Source organism: Geodermatophilus sp. Leaf369, assembly GCF_001424455.1.
Lineage (GTDB): Bacteria > Actinomycetota > Actinomycetes > Mycobacteriales > Geodermatophilaceae > Klenkia.
The window spans coordinates 499,421-515,998 of record NZ_LMQA01000001.1 but is presented as its reverse complement, the minus strand read 5'-3'; the positions used below and the strand labels follow the sequence as shown (position 1 = coordinate 515,998).

Annotated in this window: 17 protein-coding genes; 11 read left to right on the top strand and 6 right to left on the bottom strand. The window is 75.0% G+C overall.

The annotated features are described in order from the left end of the window. Positions 1–37 precede the first annotated feature (37 nt). Positions 38–1,270, top strand: coding sequence for a radical SAM family heme chaperone HemW (gene hemW, locus ASG36_RS02540; protein ID WP_082522730.1), 1,233 nt, complete (start codon positions 38–40; stop codon positions 1,268–1,270). Here the strand turns inward: hemW and recQ are convergent. Next, complete coding sequence (gene recQ, locus ASG36_RS02535) at positions 1,267–3,087, bottom strand: DNA helicase RecQ (RefSeq protein WP_200944310.1); 1,821 nt, start codon at positions 3,085–3,087, stop codon at positions 1,267–1,269. The two genes, hemW and recQ, sit on opposite strands and share 4 nt — an antisense overlap. 95 nt (positions 3,088–3,182) lie before the next feature. Between recQ and ASG36_RS02530 the strand changes: the two genes are divergently transcribed. The 5 genes from ASG36_RS02530 to ASG36_RS02510 all read left to right on the top strand — a co-directional run bounded on the left by ASG36_RS02530 (position 3,183) and on the right by ASG36_RS02510 (position 7,581). Beyond that, positions 3,183–4,070, top strand: coding sequence for an ABC transporter ATP-binding protein (locus tag ASG36_RS02530; RefSeq protein ID WP_055762242.1), 888 nt, complete (start codon positions 3,183–3,185; stop codon positions 4,068–4,070). Next, positions 4,067–4,810 (top strand): ABC transporter permease, encoded by a 744-nt coding sequence (locus tag ASG36_RS02525; RefSeq protein WP_055759044.1) that lies wholly within the window; start codon positions 4,067–4,069, stop codon positions 4,808–4,810. Before ASG36_RS02530 ends, ASG36_RS02525 begins: the two co-directional genes overlap by 4 nt. Positions 4,811–4,827: 17 nt before the next feature. Next, positions 4,828–5,937: a sensor histidine kinase gene (locus tag ASG36_RS02520; RefSeq protein WP_055759041.1), complete on the top strand. Its 1,110-nt coding sequence runs from the start codon at positions 4,828–4,830 to the stop codon at positions 5,935–5,937. After that, a complete protein-coding gene (locus tag ASG36_RS02515; RefSeq protein WP_055759038.1) occupies positions 5,934–6,539 on the top strand; it encodes a DNA-binding response regulator in 606 nt (201 codons plus the stop codon). The genes ASG36_RS02520 and ASG36_RS02515 overlap by 4 nt, the downstream gene beginning before the upstream one ends. A 157-nt stretch (positions 6,540–6,696) precedes the next feature. Continuing rightward, positions 6,697–7,581 carry an endonuclease domain-containing protein gene (locus ASG36_RS02510; protein ID WP_055762239.1) on the top strand — a complete coding sequence of 295 codons (885 nt, stop codon included), beginning with the start codon at positions 6,697–6,699 and terminating at the stop codon, positions 7,579–7,581. A 65-nt stretch (positions 7,582–7,646) separates the two neighbouring features. Here ASG36_RS02510 and ASG36_RS02505 read toward each other — a convergent pair whose 3' ends face one another. Then, the gene (locus ASG36_RS02505) at positions 7,647–7,970 is read right to left on the bottom strand and encodes a type II toxin-antitoxin system VapB family antitoxin (protein ID WP_055759035.1); all 324 of its coding nucleotides are present in this window, start codon (positions 7,968–7,970) and stop codon (positions 7,647–7,649) included. Positions 7,971–8,155: 185 nt separating this feature from the next. Between ASG36_RS02505 and hrcA the strand changes: the two genes are divergently transcribed. The 3 genes from hrcA to ASG36_RS02490 are packed head-to-tail and all read left to right on the top strand — an operon-like array spanning position 8,156 to position 11,126. Beyond that, positions 8,156–9,202, top strand: a complete 1,047-nt coding sequence (gene hrcA, locus ASG36_RS02500; protein WP_055759033.1) for a heat-inducible transcriptional repressor HrcA — start codon at positions 8,156–8,158, stop codon at positions 9,200–9,202. Between the two features lie 14 nt (positions 9,203–9,216). After that, positions 9,217–10,356, top strand: coding sequence for a molecular chaperone DnaJ (gene dnaJ / locus ASG36_RS02495; protein WP_055759030.1), 1,140 nt, complete (start codon positions 9,217–9,219; stop codon positions 10,354–10,356). 2 nt (positions 10,357–10,358) lie between these two features. Continuing rightward, entirely contained in the window at positions 10,359–11,126 is a 768-nt protein-coding gene (locus tag ASG36_RS02490; RefSeq protein WP_055759025.1) for a 16S rRNA (uracil(1498)-N(3))-methyltransferase, read from the top strand. Between the two features lie 54 nt (positions 11,127–11,180). Here ASG36_RS02490 and ASG36_RS02485 read toward each other — a convergent pair whose 3' ends face one another. The 4 genes from ASG36_RS02485 to ASG36_RS02470 all read right to left on the bottom strand — a co-directional run bounded on the left by ASG36_RS02485 (position 11,181) and on the right by ASG36_RS02470 (position 15,088). Next, complete coding sequence (locus tag ASG36_RS02485; protein ID WP_157498518.1) at positions 11,181–11,723, bottom strand: hypothetical protein; 543 nt, start codon at positions 11,721–11,723, stop codon at positions 11,181–11,183. Between the two features lie 142 nt (positions 11,724–11,865). Continuing rightward, the gene (locus ASG36_RS02480) at positions 11,866–13,461 is read right to left on the bottom strand and encodes an ABC transporter permease (RefSeq protein ID WP_055759017.1); all 1,596 of its coding nucleotides are present in this window, start codon (positions 13,459–13,461) and stop codon (positions 11,866–11,868) included. Then, positions 13,458–14,138, bottom strand: a complete 681-nt coding sequence (locus ASG36_RS02475; RefSeq protein WP_235494498.1) for a phosphonate ABC transporter ATP-binding protein — start codon at positions 14,136–14,138, stop codon at positions 13,458–13,460. Before ASG36_RS02475 ends, ASG36_RS02480 begins: the two co-directional genes overlap by 4 nt. Positions 14,139–14,200: 62 nt before the next feature. After that, positions 14,201–15,088, bottom strand: coding sequence for a putative selenate ABC transporter substrate-binding protein (locus ASG36_RS02470; protein WP_235494496.1), 888 nt, complete (start codon positions 15,086–15,088; stop codon positions 14,201–14,203). 138 nt (positions 15,089–15,226) lie between these two features. Here ASG36_RS02470 and ASG36_RS02465 point away from each other — a divergent pair, with 138 nt between their 5' ends. Both ASG36_RS02465 and ASG36_RS02460 read left to right on the top strand, forming a co-directional pair. Beyond that, on the top strand, positions 15,227–15,586 hold the full coding sequence (locus tag ASG36_RS02465; RefSeq protein ID WP_235494494.1) for a histidine triad nucleotide-binding protein: 360 nt from the start codon (positions 15,227–15,229) through the stop codon (positions 15,584–15,586). Positions 15,587–15,612: 26 nt separating this feature from the next. Beyond that, complete coding sequence (locus ASG36_RS02460) at positions 15,613–16,455, top strand: enoyl-CoA hydratase/isomerase family protein (RefSeq protein ID WP_055759005.1); 843 nt, start codon at positions 15,613–15,615, stop codon at positions 16,453–16,455. Positions 16,456–16,578 lie beyond the last annotated feature (123 nt).

Sequence of the window (16,578 nt, the reverse complement as noted above, 5' to 3'; positions counted from 1 at the left end):
CCCCATCCTGCCGGGGGAGGGGACACTGGGCCCAGCGATGACCACCACCCTGCCCGTCCTGGGCCAGACCCCCGTCCTGCCGCCCGGCCCGGCGATGCTCTCCGACGCCGCCCGCGCGGAGCTGCCGACGACGCCGTTCGGGCTCTACCTGCACGTGCCGTTCTGCGCGACGCGCTGCGGTTACTGCGACTTCAACACCTACACCTCCGACGAGCTGGGCCCGGGCGCCAACCGCAGCGAGTACGCCGCGACCGCCATCGCCGAGGTCGAGCTGGCCGCGCGGGTGCTCGGCCCCACCCCGCCGACGATCAGCACGGTCTTCGTCGGCGGCGGCACCCCGACCCTGCTGCCCGCGGCCGACCTGGTCGCCGTGCTCGACCGGGCCCGGGAGCTCTTCCCGGTCGCCGAGGACGTCGAGGTCACCACCGAGGCCAATCCCGAGTCGGTCACCCCGGAGTCCCTCGCGGTGCTGCGCGCCGGTGGCTTCACCCGGATCAGCCTGGGCATGCAGTCCGCGGCACCGCACGTGCTCGCCGTCCTCGACCGCCGGCACACCCCCGGTCGCGCCGCCGAGGCCGCCCGTGAGGCTCGCGCCGCCGGTTTCGAGCACGTCAACCTCGACCTGATCTACGGCGCCCCCGGCGAGACCGACGCCGACTGGGACCTGTCGCTGGCCGCCGTGCTCGACGCCCCCGTCGACCACGTGAGCGCCTACGCGCTCATCGTCGAGCAGGGCACCAAGCTGGCCCGCCGGGTGGCCCGGGGCGAGCTGCCGATGCCCGACGACGACGTGCTCGCCGACCGCTACGAGCAGGCCGACCGGGTGCTCCGCGGCGCCGGGCTGGACTGGTACGAGGTGTCCAACTGGGCCCGCGGAGACGCAGCGCGGTGCCGGCACAACGAGCTGTACTGGGCGAATGCGCACTGGTGGGGCATCGGCCCGGGCGCGCACAGCCACGTCGGCGGGCTGCGCTGGTGGAACGTCAAGCACCCCGCCGCCTACGCCGGCCGGCTGGCCGCGGGCGAGCACCCGGCCGCGGACGCCGAACAGCTGACGGCCGCCGACCGCGCGCTGGAGCGGGTGATGCTGGGGCTCCGGCTGCGGGACGGTCTGCCGCTGGACGCGCTGTCCGACGTCGGCCGCGCCCGGGCGGCCGGTGCCGTGGTGGAGGGCCTCCTCGAGCAGGCACCCCATGCCGGGGGCCGCGCCGTCCTCACCGACCGCGGCCGGCTGCTGGCCGACGCCGTCGTCCGAGACCTGACCGACTAGCCCCGCAGGGCCTCCAGCAACTGCTCGCCGTACTTCTCCAGCTTGGCCGCACCCACGCCGCTGATCGTGCCCAGCGCGGCGACGTGGGCCGGCTCGTCGGTGGCGATCTGGCGCAGCGTCGCGTCGTGGAAGACCACGTAGGCCGGCACGCCCTGCTCCTTGGCGGTGGCCGCCCGCCAGGCGCGCAGTCGCTCGAAGGCCGGAGCCGCCGCGGCGGGCAGGTCCACCGCGGCCTTGGTGCTGCGGGAGGACCGGGACCGCACCGGGCGGTCGGGCTCGCGGCGCATCAGCACGGTCTGCTCGCGGCGCAGCACCGGCCCGCTGGCCTCGTTGAGCGCCAGGGTGCCGTACTCGCCCTGCACCGCCAGCAGCCCCTGGGCGAGCAGCTGCCGGACGACGCCGCGCCACTGCCCCTCGGCCAGGTCGGTGCCGATGCCGAAGACGGTCAGCTCGTCGTGGGCGTTCGCGGTGACCTTCTCGGTGCGCTTGCCCAGCAGGATGTCGATCGACTGGCCCGCCCCGAAGGACTGGCCGCGCTCGCGCTGCAGCCGCAGCACCGTCGACAACAGCATCTGCGCCGGGACGGTCGCGTCCCAGGACTCCGGCGGGACCAGGCAGGTGTCGCAGTTGCCGCACGGCTCGCCCTGCTGCCCGAAGTGGGCCAGCAGCCGCACCCGCCGGCACTCCACCGTCTCGCAGAGCGCGAGCATCGCGTCCAGCTGCGCGGAGAGCACCCGGCGGTGGGCGAGGTCGCCGTCCGAGCCCTCGATCATCTTGCGCTGCTGCACCACGTCGGCCAGCCCGTAGGCCAGCCACGCGGTCGAGGGCAGCCCGTCGCGGCCGGCCCGGCCGGTCTCCTGGTAGTAGCCCTCCACCGACTTGGGCAGGTCGAGGTGGGCGACGAAGCGGACGTCGGGCTTGTCGATGCCCATGCCGAAGGCGATGGTCGCGACCATCACCAGGCCGTCCTCGCGGAGGAACCGGGACTGGTTCTGCGCGCGCACCCGTTGGTCGAGCCCGGCGTGGTACGGCAGGGCCGCGACCCCGTTCTTGACCAGGAAGTCCGCGGTGGTCTCCACCGAGGAGCGGGACAGGCAGTAGACGATCCCGGCGTCGCCGGGGTGCTCGGTGCGCAGTAGGTCCAGCAGCTGCTTGCGCGGCTCGTTCTTGGGCGCGATCCGGTACTGGATGTTCGGGCGGTCGAACCCGGCGACCACGTGCAGGGCGTCGTCCAGCTGCAGTCGGGTGCTGATCTCGGCGTGCGTGCGCGGGGTGGCCGTCGCGGTCAGCGCGATGCGGGGGACGTCGGGCCACTTCTCGTGCAGCATCGACAGCGCCAGGTAGTCCGGGCGGAAGTCGTGGCCCCACTGGGCGACGCAGTGCGCCTCGTCGATGGCGAACAGCGCGATCGTGCCGCGCTCCAGCAGCCGGGAGGTGGGGGAGTTGCCGCCACCGAGGGACTCCGGGGCCACGTAGAGCAGGTCGAGCTCGTTCGCGAGGAAGGCCTGCTCGACGGTCCGGCGCTCGTCCCGGTCCTGGCTGGAGTTCAGGAACCCGGCCCGGACGCCGAGGGCCTGCAGGGTGTCGACCTGGTCCTGCATCAGCGCGATCAGCGGGGAGACGACGACGCCCACCCCCTCGCGCAGCAGCGCCGGGACCTGGTAGCAGAGCGACTTGCCGCCGCCGGTGGGCATCAGCACCAGGGCGTCCCCGCCGGCGACCACGTGCTCGACCACCTGCTGCTGCGGGCCACGGAAGGCGTCGTAGCCGAAGACCCGGCTCAACACCTCGAGGGCAGGGTCCGTCGCCAGGGTCACGAGCCGAGGGTAGGGGGACGGTCTGACATCCGTCAGAGGGTGTGGACGACGTCTCGCACTGCCGCCGGGGCACCCTGCCCGGCCAGGCTCGGGGCATGCCCATGACACCCGCCCTGGAGATCCGGGGCCTCACCGTGACCTACGGCGCCACGACCGCCGTGCACGCCCTGGACCTGCAGATCCCCCGCGGGGAGACCGTGGCGCTGCTGGGCCCCAACGGCGCCGGCAAGTCCTCGGCGGTCAACGCCGCGCTGGGTCTGTTCCGGCCCACCGCAGGCACCGTGCAGCTGCTGGGGCGCGACCCGCAGGACGCCGTCCGCACCGGGTCGGTCGGCGCGATGCTGCAGCACGGCGGGCTGCCCAGCGAGGCGCGCGTGGGGGAGGTGCTGCGGCTGGTCGCCGGCCGGTACGCCGACCCCTGGCCGCTCGCCGACCTGGTGGCCACCACCGGCATCGACGGTCTGCTCGACCGGCGCACCGAGGCGCTGTCCGGCGGCCAGCGGCAGCGGGTGCTGCTCGCCCTGGCTCTCGCGGGCACACCGCCCCTGCTGGTCCTGGACGAGCCCACGAGCGCGATGGACGTCGAGGGCCGTCGCGCCTTCTGGACGACGATGCGCTCGCTGGCCGGGCGCGGGCACACCGTCGTCTTCGCCACCCACCACCTCGACGAGGCCGACGCGGTGGCCGACCGGGTGGTCGTCGTCGACGGCGGCCGCATCGTCGCCGACGGGACCTCCGCGCAGGTCAAGTCCGGGATCGCCGGGCGCACCGTGCGCTTCTCCTGCCCCGACCGCGCCGGGCTCGACCGACTGCCCGGGGTGACCGCCGTGGGTGGCGCCGGTGGGCTCGTCGAGCTCGCGACCACCGACGCGGAGGCCACCCTGCGCGCGCTGCTGGCCACCCGCGACCGGCTGCCCGACCTGGAGGTCCGGGGCGCCAGCCTCGAGCAGGCCTTCCTCACCCTCACCGGAGGCACCCGATGACTGACCTGTTCCTCTTCCAGCTGCGTCGGGTCACCCGTTCCTGGCAGTACCTGTTCTTCACCGTCCTGCTGCCGGCGCTGTTCACCGTCTTCTTCACGAAGGTCTTCGGCGGGCAGGCGGTGAGCGCGGCGGAGTACCAGGACCACGCCAGCGATTACATGGTCTCGATGATGTGTTACGGCGGGCTCGGCGCGGCGTTGGGCGCCACCATCCGGCTCTCCTTCGACCGGGCCTCGGGCTGGCTGCGGCAGCTGCGGGTGCTGCCGATCCCGGGCCGCACCGTGGTGGCCGTCGACGTCGCCGTCGGGATGGTGCTGGTGCTCCCCAGCCTCGTCGTCGTCGCGCTGGTCGGCCGGTTCGTCAACGACGTCCAGCTGGGTCTGGGCACCTGGCTGGGTCTGCTCGGGGTGCTGTGGCTGGGCTCGGCGGCCTTCGTGGCGCTGGGCATGCTGCTGGGCCTGGCGCTGGAGGAGAAGGCCGCCGGGGCCGCCATCGGGATCCTCTCGGTTGTGCTGGCGGCCCTGGGCGGGCTGTGGATCCCGGTCTGGCTCTTCCCCGCCGGCCTGGAGCTGGTGGCCCGCGCGACGCCCTCCTACTGGTACGGCGAGCTGGGTCGCGACGTGGTGGTCGGTGGCCAGCCGCTGCTGGCCGCGGTGGTGCTCGCCGGGTTCACCGCGTTGTTCGCCGTGGCCGCGCTCGCGGTGGCCTCGCGCCGTCCGCTGCACGCCGTCGCCGGCTGAGCGGGACACTGACCCCCGTGGAGCCCCTCGAGGACGTCCGGCCGCCGCTGTGGCGGCGGTTGGCCTGGTCGGTGCCGTGGCTGGTCTTCCAGGTCTTCCCGGTGCTCGACCTGGTGGGCACGCCCCGTCCGCTGGCCGCCCGGCTGGTGATCGCGGTGGCACTGATTGCCTTCACCGGTGCCTACCTGAGCGTGCTGGGCCGCTTCGCCCGCCCGACCGGGGTGCGGCCGGACTTCGTCGTGGTCGTCGTCCTGGCGCTGGCGTTGTCCGCCGGCCTGGGCACCAGCTACGCGGGGCTGTGGATCTACGTCTCGGCGGCCGCGGCGGCCTCGCTGCCGCACCGGCTGGTGTGGCCGGTGACCGGCGCGGCGACGCTCGCCTCCCTGGTGGTCATCGTGTCCTGGCAGGACTGGACGTCGCTGTTCCTGCCGGTGCTCTGCCCGCTGACCGCGGCGACCCTGTGGGGCACCCGGCACCTGATCGTGGTCAACGCCGAGCTCCGCGAGGCCCGCGAGGAGCTCGCCCGCAACGCCGTCGCCGAGGAGCGGCTGCGCTTCGCCCGCGACCTGCACGACCTGCTCGGCCACTCCTTGTCGCTGATCGCGCTCAAGAGCGAGCTGGCCCGGCGGCTGGCCGGCGCCGACCCGGTGCGCGCAGCGGCCGAGATGGCCGACGTCGAGACCGCCGCGCGGCGCGCGCTGGCCGAGGTCCGCGACGCCGTCAGCGGCTACCGCCAGGTGAACTGCGCACAGGCGCTGGCCGAGGCGCGGGCGGCGTTGTCCGGCGCAGGCATCTCCTTCCGCGGCCCCGAGCGGGTGCCGGTGCTGCCCGGCCCGGTCGACGCGACGCTGGGCTGGGTGGTCCGCGAGGCCACGACGAACGTGCTGCGGCACAGCGGCGCCCGCCGGGTGGTGGTCACGCTCACCGAGGACGGCGTGAGCGCCACCCTGACCGTCACCGACGACGGCCGTGGCCCGGCCGAGGACACCGCGCCCGGGTCGGGGCTGCTCGGCCTGCGGGAGCGGACGACCGCCGTGGACGGCACCCTGACCGGGGGCGGCGCCGAGGGCGGCGGCTACCGGCTCGCCGCCACGGTCCCGTTGGTGCCCGCGCAGGTGACCGCGTGATCCGGGTGCTGCTCGCCGAGGACCAGCAGCTGGTCCGCGGGGCCCTGCGCGCCCTGCTGGAGCTGGAGCCCGACATCACCGTGGTCGCCGAGGTCGGTCGGGGCGACCTCGTGCTCGACGCCGCCCGGGAGCACACCCCGGACGTGGCGCTGCTGGACATCGAGATGCCCGGCAAGGACGGCATCGAGGCCGCCCGCGACCTGGCCGCCGAGCTGCCCGCGGTCAAGGCCGTCGTGCTCACCACGTTCGGCCGGCCGGGCTTCCTGCGGCGGGCGATGGAGGTCGGTGCCCAGGGCTTCCTGGTCAAGGACTCACCCGTCGCCGAGCTGGCCGCCGCCATCCGGTCGGTGGTGGCGGGGGAGCGGGTGATCGACCGGGACCTCGCCGCCGCCGCGCTCGCCCTGGGCGCCACGCCGCTCTCGGCCCGGGAGGCCGACGTCCTGCGCGCCGCCGCCGACGGCGCCACGGTCGCCGACATCTCCGGCCGGCTGTTCCTGTCCGAGGGCACGGTGCGCAACTACCTGAGCAACGCGATCGGCAAGACCGGCGCCCGCACGCGCGTCGAGGCCGCGCGGGTCGCGGCCGACAAGGGCTGGCTCTGACCCGAGTGCGTCGCCAGGCCGCTCTCGGCCCTCGGAGAACGGCCTGGGACAGCACGGACGTCGTGGGTGCGCAAGGGGCGCCGGTGGTCTGTGGACGGGGTCGCCTGGTGGGGACGACGCGGTACGCGTGCCGCCCGGAGCCGCGACCGTCGCCGGCATGCCTCGAGTCCCCCGCGTCGTCCCCGAGCTGGGGTCGGTCCCCTTCCGGGGGACCGCCGCCACCGCCGCCGGCCTGCTGACCCGGCACGAACTGGCCGGACCGGGCTGGGTGCGGCTCTTCCGGGACGTCTACGTGGCGGCCGGCACGCCGGTCGACCTGCCGGTCCGCGCCCGGGCCGCGCTCGTGCTCCTGCCCGGAGCGGTCGTCAGCGGCCGCACCGCTGCCCGGGTCTGCGGGGTGGACCTCGGACCGGACACCGGTGAGCCCGTCGAGGTGACCGTGCCGCGCGGTCGCGGGGGGTGCGCTCCGGTCGGGGTACGCGTGCGCCGGCGCGACCTGCCCCGCCGAGTCGTCAGCTGGTGGAACGGCATCCGGGTCACTGCTCCCCTGACGACGGCCTGCGACCTCGCCGGGGAGCTGCCGCACGCCGCCGCCGTCGAGGTGCTCGACCAGTTCGTCGCGGCCGGTCTCACCGGCATCCGGGCGATCCGTGCCGAGGCGGCTGAGCGGACGGGCCGGGGATCCGCCCGCGTGCGGGCAGCTGCCGACGCCGCCGACGGGCTCGCCGCGTCGCCACCGGAGACCAGAGTGCGGTTGTTGCTGCTGACCAGTGGGCTGCCGGCGCCGATCGCCCAGCACGAGGTGTTCGACCAGCGGGGCCGCTTCGTCGCGCGGGTCGACTTCGGCTGGCCCGGGCTCTGCTTCGCCGTCGAGTACGACGGCGCCGGACACGTGCACCGGCTGGCGCGTGACCGTCGACGGCTCAACGCCCTGCAAGCCGCGGGGTGGCGGGTCTTCTTCGTCACCGCCACCGACCTGCACGACCCGCAGCGGCTGCTGCTCCGCATCGCCGCGGCGATGGCGCAGGCCGCAGCGGTGTGACGAGTGCTGCCGGGCGCGGCCCTCGCGCCGCGGAGACCGGCCTGCGGACGCACTCGCGCCCGGGCCTACTGGGGTGCGGGGGCGCCCGGCATGAGGCTGTCCAGGTCGAGGACACGGACGTGGATCACGTTGCGCTGCTGCAGGGCCGCGCGCAGGGCGCGGTGCAGGCCGTCCTCCAGGAACAGCTCGCGGTGCCACTGGACGGCGTGCGGGAACAGGTCCCCGTAGAACGTCGAGTCGTCGGCCAGCAGGGCGTCGAGCTCGAGGGTCCGCTTGGTCGTGACCAGGGTGTCCAGCCGGATCTGCCGGGGCGGGATCATCGCCCAGTCCCGGGTGGAGAAGCCGTGGTCGGGGTAGGGACGTCCGTCGCGCACCGCCTTGAAGATCAGTGCCCGACTCCTCCCGACGCGGCCCCGTGACCCGGAGCACTCGACCGCCGACCACCTTAGTGCGCCCGGTCCGGCACTCCCGGGAGCGCCTCGGGTGCACCGGCGGTGTCGTCGCCCGGTCGTATGCTGAGCGCTGGCACTCAGCGTCGGGGAGTGCCAGTCCGGCAGCGAGGGAGGGGTTCGACGTGGCGCACGACGAACGCCGCCTGCAGGTGCTGCGGGCGATCGTCCAGGACTACGTGTCGACCAACGACCCGGTCGGCTCCAAGGCCCTGGCGGCCCGGTACGACCTGGGGGTCTCCCCGGCCACGATCCGCAACGACATGGCCGTGCTGGAGGAGGAGGGGTACATCACCCAGCCGCACACCAGCGCCGGCCGGGTGCCCACCGACAAGGGCTACCGGTTCTTCGTCGACCGGCTCTCGGCGGTCAAGCCGCTGTCGGCGGCGGAGAAGCGCGCGGTCGAGCGGTTCCTGGACGGCGCGCTGGACCTGGACGACGTGCTGGGCCGCACGGTCCGGCTGCTGGCCCAGCTCACCCGCAACGTCGCGGTGATCCAGTACCCGACGCTGGCCCGCTCCGCCGTCCGGCACCTGGAGGTCGTGCAGCTGGCCAGCACCCGGCTGCTGGTGGTGCTCATCACCGACACCGGCCGGGTGGAGCAGCGCTCGATCGAGGTCCCGCCGGTGCTCGACGCCCCGGCCGGGTCCGACCCGGTCGCCGAGCTGCGCACCCTGCTCAACGGGGCGTTCGTCGGCGCCAAGCTCGCCGAGGCCTCGCTGAAGGTGGCCGACCTGCTCGACACCGCCCCGCCGCACCTTCGCGGGCTGGTGGCTGCGGTCAGTGCCACCCTGGTGGAGACCCTCGTCGAGCCGGGCGAGGACCGGCTGCTCGTCGGGGGCACGGCGAACCTCGCCCGCGGGGGCGCGCTGGACTTCCCGGGCAGCCTGCGTCCGCTGCTCGAGGCGCTGGAGGAGCAGGTCGTCGTCCTCCGGTTGATGGGCGAGGTCGCGCCGAGCACCGTGCTGGTGAGCATCGGCGAGGAGAACGAGCACGAGGGGCTGACGGGCGCGTCCGTGGTCTCGGTGGGCTACGGGTCGGTCGGTGGCACCGGCGACCTGGCGCTCGGCGGGCTGGGGATCGTCGGGCCCACCCGGATGGACTACCCGGGGAACATGGCCGCGGTACGAGCCGTGGCCCGCTACGTCGGCCAACTGCTGGCCGAGAGCTGAGGACTGAGAGAAGCATGGCAACGGACTACTACGGCGTGCTGGACCTCTCCGCGGGGGCCAGCGACGCGGACATCAAGCGCGCGTACCGCCGCAAGGCCCGCGACCTGCACCCCGACGTCAACCCCAGCCCCGGGGCCAAGGAGGAGTTCCAGCAGGTCAGCCGGGCCTACGAGGCGCTCACCGACCCGGAGAAGCGGCGCATCGTCGACCTCGGCGGTGACCCCTTCGAGACCGGTGGTGGCGGCGGGGGCAACCCGTTCGGCGGCGGGGCCGGCTTCGGCGGGCTCGGCGACATCATGGATGCCTTCTTCGGGGGCGGTGGCGCCACCCGCGGGCCGCGCAGCCGCACCCGGGCCGGCGGCGACGCCCTCATCCGGGTCGACCTCGACCTCGACGAGACCGTCTTCGGCACCACCACCGACATCACCGTGGACACCGCGGTGCTGTGCACCACCTGCACCGGGGCCGGCACCGCGCCGGGCACCCACCCGCGCACCTGCGACACCTGCGCCGGGCGCGGTGAGGTGCAGAGCGTGCAGCGCTCCTTCCTCGGCCAGGTCGTGGCCTCCCGGCCCTGCCCCACCTGCGCCGGCACCGGCCAGGTCATCCCCGAGCCCTGCCCGCAGTGCGCCGGCGACGGCCGCGTCCGGGCCCGCCGCACCATCCCGGTGAAGATCCCCGCGGGGGTCGAGGACGGCATGCGGATCCGGCTCTCCGGGCATGGCGAGGTCGGCCCCGGTGGCGGTCCCGCCGGCGACCTCTACGTCGAGGTGCACGAGCGCCCGCACGACGTCTTCACCCGGGACGGCGAGGACCTGCACTGCCGGGTCACCCTGCCGATGACCGCGGCCGCCCTCGGCACCACCCTGACGCTGAAGACGCTGGACGGCGACGAGCCGCTGACCGTCAAGTCCGGCACCCAGTCCGGCTCGGTGCTCACGCTGCGCGCGCACGGCGCCCCGCGGCTGCGTGCCACCGGCCGCGGCAACCTGATGGTGCACATCGACGTGCAGACCCCCACCCGGCTGGACGACGAGCAGGAGGAGCTGCTGCGGAAGCTCGCCGCCGTCCGCGGGGAGGACCACCCCGAGGCCAGCCGCGCCCAGCACAACGGGCTGTTCTCCCGGGTGCGCGACGCGTTCAACGGTCGCTGAGCATGAGCGAGGTCGTCACCGACACCGCCGTGCCGCCGCTGGACGGCACCCCGCTGTTCCTGCTCGACGCCCTGCCCGAGACGCCCGAGGTGCTGGTCGACGGCGGCGAGGGCCGGCACGCCGTCGAGGTGCTCCGGCTGGTCGCCGGTGAGCGGGTCCGGGTCGGGGACGGCGAGGGCACCCTGGTCGAGGGCGTCGTGGTCGCAGCCGGGCCGGCCGGTCTGCGGGTCGAGGTCACCGCCCGCCACGAGGTGCCTGCACCGCAGCCGGAGCTGGTGCTGGTGCAGGCGCTGCCCAAGGGCGACCGCGGCCCGCTGGCCGTGGAGCTGGCCACCGAGCTGGGGGTCGACCGGATCGTGCCGTGGTCGGCGTCCCGGTGTGTGACGAAGTGGCGGGAGGACCGGGTCGACAAGGGCCTGGCCAAGTGGCGCTCGGCGGCCCGGACGGCCAGCAAGCAGGCCCGCCGTCCGCGGGTGCCGGTGGTCACCGACCCGATGACCACCCGCCAGGTCTGCGGCCTGCTCGGTGACGTCGACCTGTCGCTGGTGCTGCACGAGCAGGCCACCCGGCGGTTCTCCGCCATCGACGTCCCGAGCACCGGGGCGGTCGCGGTGATCGTGGGCCCCGAGGGGGGCATCTCCGACGGCGAGGCGGTGGCCTTCCGGGCCTCCGGCGCCGTGGTCGTCCGGCTCGGGGACGAGGTGCTGCGCACCTCGACCGCCGGGGCCGCCGCGCTGGCCGCGCTGGCGGCCCGCACCCGCTGGAGCTAGCGGACCGCCCTTCGGGCTCGCGCGCTTCGGGTGCTCATCGCCGGGACTCGGGGGTCAACCACCCTCGCAGATGGGCGTTCCGTCGGGGAGGACGTCACACGAGATGACCGGGTAGTCGGGCTCGGTGGCCTCCGGCTCGTACTCGGTCTCGTTGACGTCGGCCACGCCGTTGTCGTTCAGGTCGGAGCCTGGGCCGAAGCACTCCTCGATGGAAGCTGTGCCCTGAGCACAGGCGCTCTCCAGGCCGTCGGTGACGTACCCGTCGTCGAAGTCACCCTCGTCGTCGGACGAAGACGCGGCGGCCTCTTCGGCCGCAGCCTGCTCTTCAGCCTCGGCTCGGGCGGCTGCTTCGTCGGCCAGGCGCTGGCTCTCGGCGGCCGCAGCGTCGGCGGCAGCCTGAACCGCAGCCGCTTCCTGGAGGTCCACAGCCTGACCCGAACTGATCTCCTCCTCGACTGCCATCCCGGACGGGCCCACGAAGACAGGGGTCACGGCAGGTGGCGAAGCCGCCTCGATGGACGCCGCCGGTTGACCGGAGCAAGCCGAGAGCACAACAGCTGTTCCGGCCACGGCAAGCGAGTAGATGGTCTTGCGCACAGTGCTGCCCCGTGTTCACCCGTGGATGTCGGCGTCACTGTGTGCTGCTGCGCGGCGCGGGTCAAGTACTGCAGTGTCTCGATACTCAGATGGGTGACCGGCTCTCTCAACCGCGTGTCGCACGCCCCTGAGGTAGCTGGAGCTAGCGGACCGCCTCCCGCGCGCGGGCGCTGACCAGGTCGACGGCCCAGGTCAGCAGCACCATCGCGGCCAGCACCGTGGCCACGGCCGGCCAGTCGAACGAGGAGATCTCGGCCGACAACAGCACGCCGATGCCGCCGGCGCCGAGGAGCCCGACCAGGGTCGCGTCGCGGATGGCGACCTCCCACCGGTAGAGCGCGAACGCCAGCACCGGACCGACCGCCCGGGGGGCGGTGCCCACCAGCCACGCCCCGGCGGGCCGGGCGCCCAGCGCGGTGAGCGCGGCCCGGGGGCGCGGGTCGAGGGACTCGGTGGCCTCGGCGGTCAGCCGGCCCAGCACGCCCAGGGTGTAGACCCCCAGCGCCAGGGCCCCGGGCAGCACGCCGGGCAGGAACACGAACAGCAGCACCAGCGCCCAGACCGGCGGCGGCACCGCGCGCAGCAGCAGCAGCGCGAGCCGGACGACGACCCCGGCTGTCCGCCGGCCGGTGTTCGCGCCCGGACCGGGGTGGGCGGCGAGACCGGCCAGCGCGACCGACCCGGCGAGGGCCACCGCGATCGCGACCACCGACATCTGCACGGTGTCCACCGAGAGCACCAGCACCCGCCGCAGCAGGTCGCCGTCGGTGGCGGGCGGCCACGCGGCACCCAGCACGTAGCCCAGCTGCTCGCGGGCCCGTGGGCCGACGAGGGTGGCTGCGTCCAGGGCCAGGTACCAGGCCGACCAGCCGATGAGGGCGACCGTGCCCAGCACGGCCCCGGTGACCACCGGGTCGCGGCGCAGCACCCCGGCCGCGGCGGGCGCGGGAGAGGCCACCCGGCGGCGCACCGCCCGGCCGGCCACGTCGGCCAGCAGGCAGAGCCCGGCGATCGCGTAGACCGCCGTCCACACCTGGGGCCAGCGCAGCGAGGAGAACGACAGCAGCAGCTCGTAGCCCAGCCCGCCGGCCCCGATCAGCCCCAGGACGACGGCCGAGCGCACCGCGCACTCCACCCGGTAGAACGCGTAGGACAGCAGCCCGCCCGACGCCGCGGGCAGCAGCCCGTAGACCACCGCGGTCGTGCGGGTGGCGCCCGCCGCGCGCAGCGCGTCGTGGCTGCCGCGGGGCACCTCGTCGACCAGGTCGGCGAACACCTTGGCGGTCACCGCGCCGTACGGGATGCCGATCGCCAGCACGCCCACCCAGGGGTCCAGGCCCAGCACGTTGACCAGCAGCAGGCCCCAGACGGCCTCGTGCAGCCCGCGGGGCACGGCCAGCGCGCCGCGGGTCAGCGTCCAGCCCAGGCGCCGTCGTCCCCACGTGGTGCGGGCGACCGCCACGGCACCGAGCGCGCCCAGCCCGATCGCCAGCCCGGCGCCGAGTGCGGCGTAGGCGACGGTGACCAGTGCGGCCCGGGCGAGCACGGTGAGCAGGTCGGCGTCCAGCGCGGGGTGCACGGCACCGGCGGCAAAGCGGCCGAACTGGGCCAGGCCGGCCGGGTTGAGCACCTCGCCGGAGAAGACCCCCGCCCCGGCGAGCGACCAGGCCAGCACGACCAGCGCACCGACCCCCCACGTCCACCGCCGCCGGTCCCGGCGCAGTACCGGGGCGGTCACCGGGTCACGCCGTAGAACGCCTCCAGGGCGGACAGGGTCAGCTCGGTCGCGGGGGCGTCGAGCACCACCCGGCCGGCGCGCAGCCCGACCACCCGGTCGCAGTGCCGCAGCGCCAGCGCCGGGTCGTGCAGGCAGACCACCAGCGCACCCCCGGTGTCGGCGGCGAGCTCGCCCAGCAGCTCCAGCGCGGTGTCGGCCAGCGCGGGGTCCAGGGCGGAGGCCGGCTCGTCGGCGAGCACCAGCTCCGGGCGCTGTACCAGCACCCGGGCCAGTGCCACCCGCTGCTGCTGCCCCCCGGACAGCCGCTCGGTGCGGTCGTAGACCCGGTCGGCCAGCCCCACCCGGTCCAGGGCGGCGACCACCTCCTCGACCCCCTGCGGTCGGACCAGCGACCAGGCCGCGCGGCCGGCCGACCAGCGGCCCAGCCGGCCGGCGTTGACGTTGTGCACGACCCGCAGCGGTCCGACCAGCTCCAGGTGCTGGTGCACCGTGCCGACCCGGGCGCGCAGCCGGCGCAGCGCGGCACCGGTCAGCCCGGCGGGGTCGGTGCCGAGCACCTGCACCCGCCCGGCCGTGGGGACGACGCTGCCGTTGGCGACGGCGAGCAGCGTGGACTTGCCGGCCCCGGACGCCCCCACCACCGCCACCCGCTCACCGGCGCGGACCGTGAGGTCCACGCCGGCGAGCGCGGTGGTGCGGCCGTGGGTGACCGAGACGTCGTCCAGCTGCAGGACGGCGGTCAGTTCACCAGCCCCAGGTCGCGGCCGATCTCCTCGATCTGGTCGTAGTTCGAGGCCTCGGTCGGGATGAACGACCCGGCGCCGAACAGCTCGAGCACCTCGTCGCCGGCGGGCAGCCCGGTGAGCCAGTCGAGCACCCGGTCGGGGAGGTCGTCCCCGATCCGTTCGACCGCCTGCGGGCCGAGCAGCCAGTGGTAGTCGTGGTAGCCGGGGCTGTGGGCGTACCGCACGACGGCGGGGTCGACGGTGCCCTCGGCCTGCCGGGAGGTCCAGACCTGCTCGTTGAGCACGCCGGCCTGGTAGCTGCCGGAGGCGACCAGGGCCAGCGTCGCGTCGTGCGAGCCGGAGAAGCCGGGTCCACCCGGGAAGCCCTGCGGGTCGACGCCGGCCTCCTGCAGGAAGTACGCGGGCATGAGGCGGCCCGACGTCGAGGTCTCGCTGCCGTAGGTGAACCGCAGCGGCGCCAGCGGGGCCAGGTCGTCGGAGGGGGCGAGCCCGGTGGCGGCGTTGACCACGAAGACGGAGTGGAAGTCCTCGTCGATGTCGCGCTGGGCGACCGGGACGGCGCCGGGGGTCTGCAGCCGGGCCTGCACGCCGGTCAGGCCGCCGAACCAGACCAGGTCGAGGTCGCCGGTGCGGAAGAGCGAGACGGCGGCGGCGTAGTCGGTGACCGGCTCGTAGGTGACGTCGAGGTCCAGGGCGGCCGAGGCGGAGTCGGCGACGGCGCCGTAGAGGCGGGCCAGCACCTCGGGGTCCTGGTCGGGGATCGCGCTGATGGTCAGCGACCCCCGCGAGCTGGTGGTCACCGGGGACTCCCGTCCACCGCAGGCGGCGAGCGCGGCGGTGAGGGCGAGGCCGGTGCCGGCGAGGAAGGAGCGACGGTCCACGAGAGCGGGGCCACCCGACCGGGCGGCGCGGCGGGCGGTCACTACGCCCGACCGGTGGGTCGTGGGGGAGCGAGGGGGTTCATGGTGCCCATCCTCCGGGCTGGCGTCCTGCGTCGCCCGGTCCCTAGGGTCGCGCGGGTGACCGACTGCCTGTTCTGCCGCATGGTCGCCGGGGAGATCCCCGCCGACGTCGTCCACGAGACCGACCGGACGTTCGCCTTCCGGGACATCAACCCGCAGGCGCCCACCCACGTGCTGGTGATCCCGAAGGACCACCACGCCACCGCGGGCCTGCTGGTCGGCGCCGACCCGGGCCTGCTGGCCGAGGTGGTCGCCGCCGCGCACGCCGTCGCCGTGCAGGAGGGGCTGGCCACCGCGGACGGCGCCGAGCCCGGCTACCGCTTGGTCGCCAACACCGGCCCCGCCGCCGGGCAGACCGTGCACCACGTGCACCTGCACGTCCTGGGCGGCCGCGACCTGACCTGGCCCCCCGGCTGACCTGTCGCGGGTGCCACGATGCGCGGGTGACCGAGAGCAGCGCAGCCCCCGCCACCCCGTCCCCCGGCGTCCGGATCGAGCGGGACGGCGACGTCGCCGTCCTCGTGCTGGACGACCCGCCGCTGAACCTCTTCCACGACTCCACGTTCGACGCACTGGAGACCTGCGTCGACGAGCTCGCCGAGATGACCGCGCCCGGTCGGTCCGACCGGGCCCGGGCGGTGCTGGTGCGTGCCGAGGGGAAGATCGTCTCCGGCGGGGTGGACGTGCAGCTGTTCTCCGACATCGCGAACGGCCCCGACCCCACGGCCGTCGGCGGGTGGCTGTGGAAGCGGCTGCTGCGCACGGTGCAGACGCTGGAGGATCTCCCCGTCCCCACCGTGTTCGCCGCGCACGGGCTCACGCTGACCGCGGCGTTCGAGCTGGCGCTGGCCTGCGACGTGCTGCTGGCCAGTGAGAAGGCGTCCTTCGGGCTGGTCGAGATCGTCGTGGGGCTGACCCCGTCGATGGGCGGGCCGCAGCGGCTGGCCGAGCGGGCCGGCACCGCCCGGGCCAAGGAGCTGGTGTTCACCGGCGACCGGTACGACGCCGCGACCCTGCAGACCTGGGGCGTGGTCAACCGGGTGCTGCCGGTGGAGGGCTTCGCCGAGGCCGCGCGGGAGTTCACCCGCCGGGTCGCCGCCGGCCCGACCGTGGCGCACGCGGCCACCAAGACCCTGGTGGCGACCGCGGCCCGGGAGGGCGCGCGGGCCGCCGACGCCGTCGTCCCCGCGGTGTCCGGTGCGCTGTTCGGGACCGCGGACCTGCGCGGTGCGGTCGCCTCCTTCCTGACCGACGGTCCCGGGAAGGCCACCCACCAGGGTCGGTGACCGGTGAAACGGGCAGCCCCGGGCCCGTCGCGCGGGTACGCTCGCTGCGTTCCCACCCCCGTCGCAGGAAGGCAGGGTCGAGCGTTCTTGCCCGACACCTCACCGAGCGCCCCGCAGCCCGGT

Excerpts from the sequence above, each read along its gene's own strand:
- ASG36_RS02525 (WP_055759044.1), top strand. The coding sequence starts at position 4,067 with ATGACTGACCTGTTCCTCTTCCAGCTGCGTCGGGTCACCCGTTCCTGG.
- hemW (WP_082522730.1), top strand. The coding sequence starts at position 38 with ATGACCACCACCCTGCCCGTCCTGGGCCAGACCCCCGTCCTGCCGCCC.
- ASG36_RS02490 (WP_055759025.1), top strand. The coding sequence starts at position 10,359 with ATGAGCGAGGTCGTCACCGACACCGCCGTGCCGCCGCTGGACGGCACC.
- ASG36_RS02510 (WP_055762239.1), top strand. The coding sequence starts at position 6,697 with ATGCCTCGAGTCCCCCGCGTCGTCCCCGAGCTGGGGTCGGTCCCCTTC.
- ASG36_RS02530 (WP_055762242.1), top strand. The coding sequence starts at position 3,183 with ATGCCCATGACACCCGCCCTGGAGATCCGGGGCCTCACCGTGACCTAC.
- dnaJ (WP_055759030.1), top strand. The coding sequence starts at position 9,217 with ATGGCAACGGACTACTACGGCGTGCTGGACCTCTCCGCGGGGGCCAGC.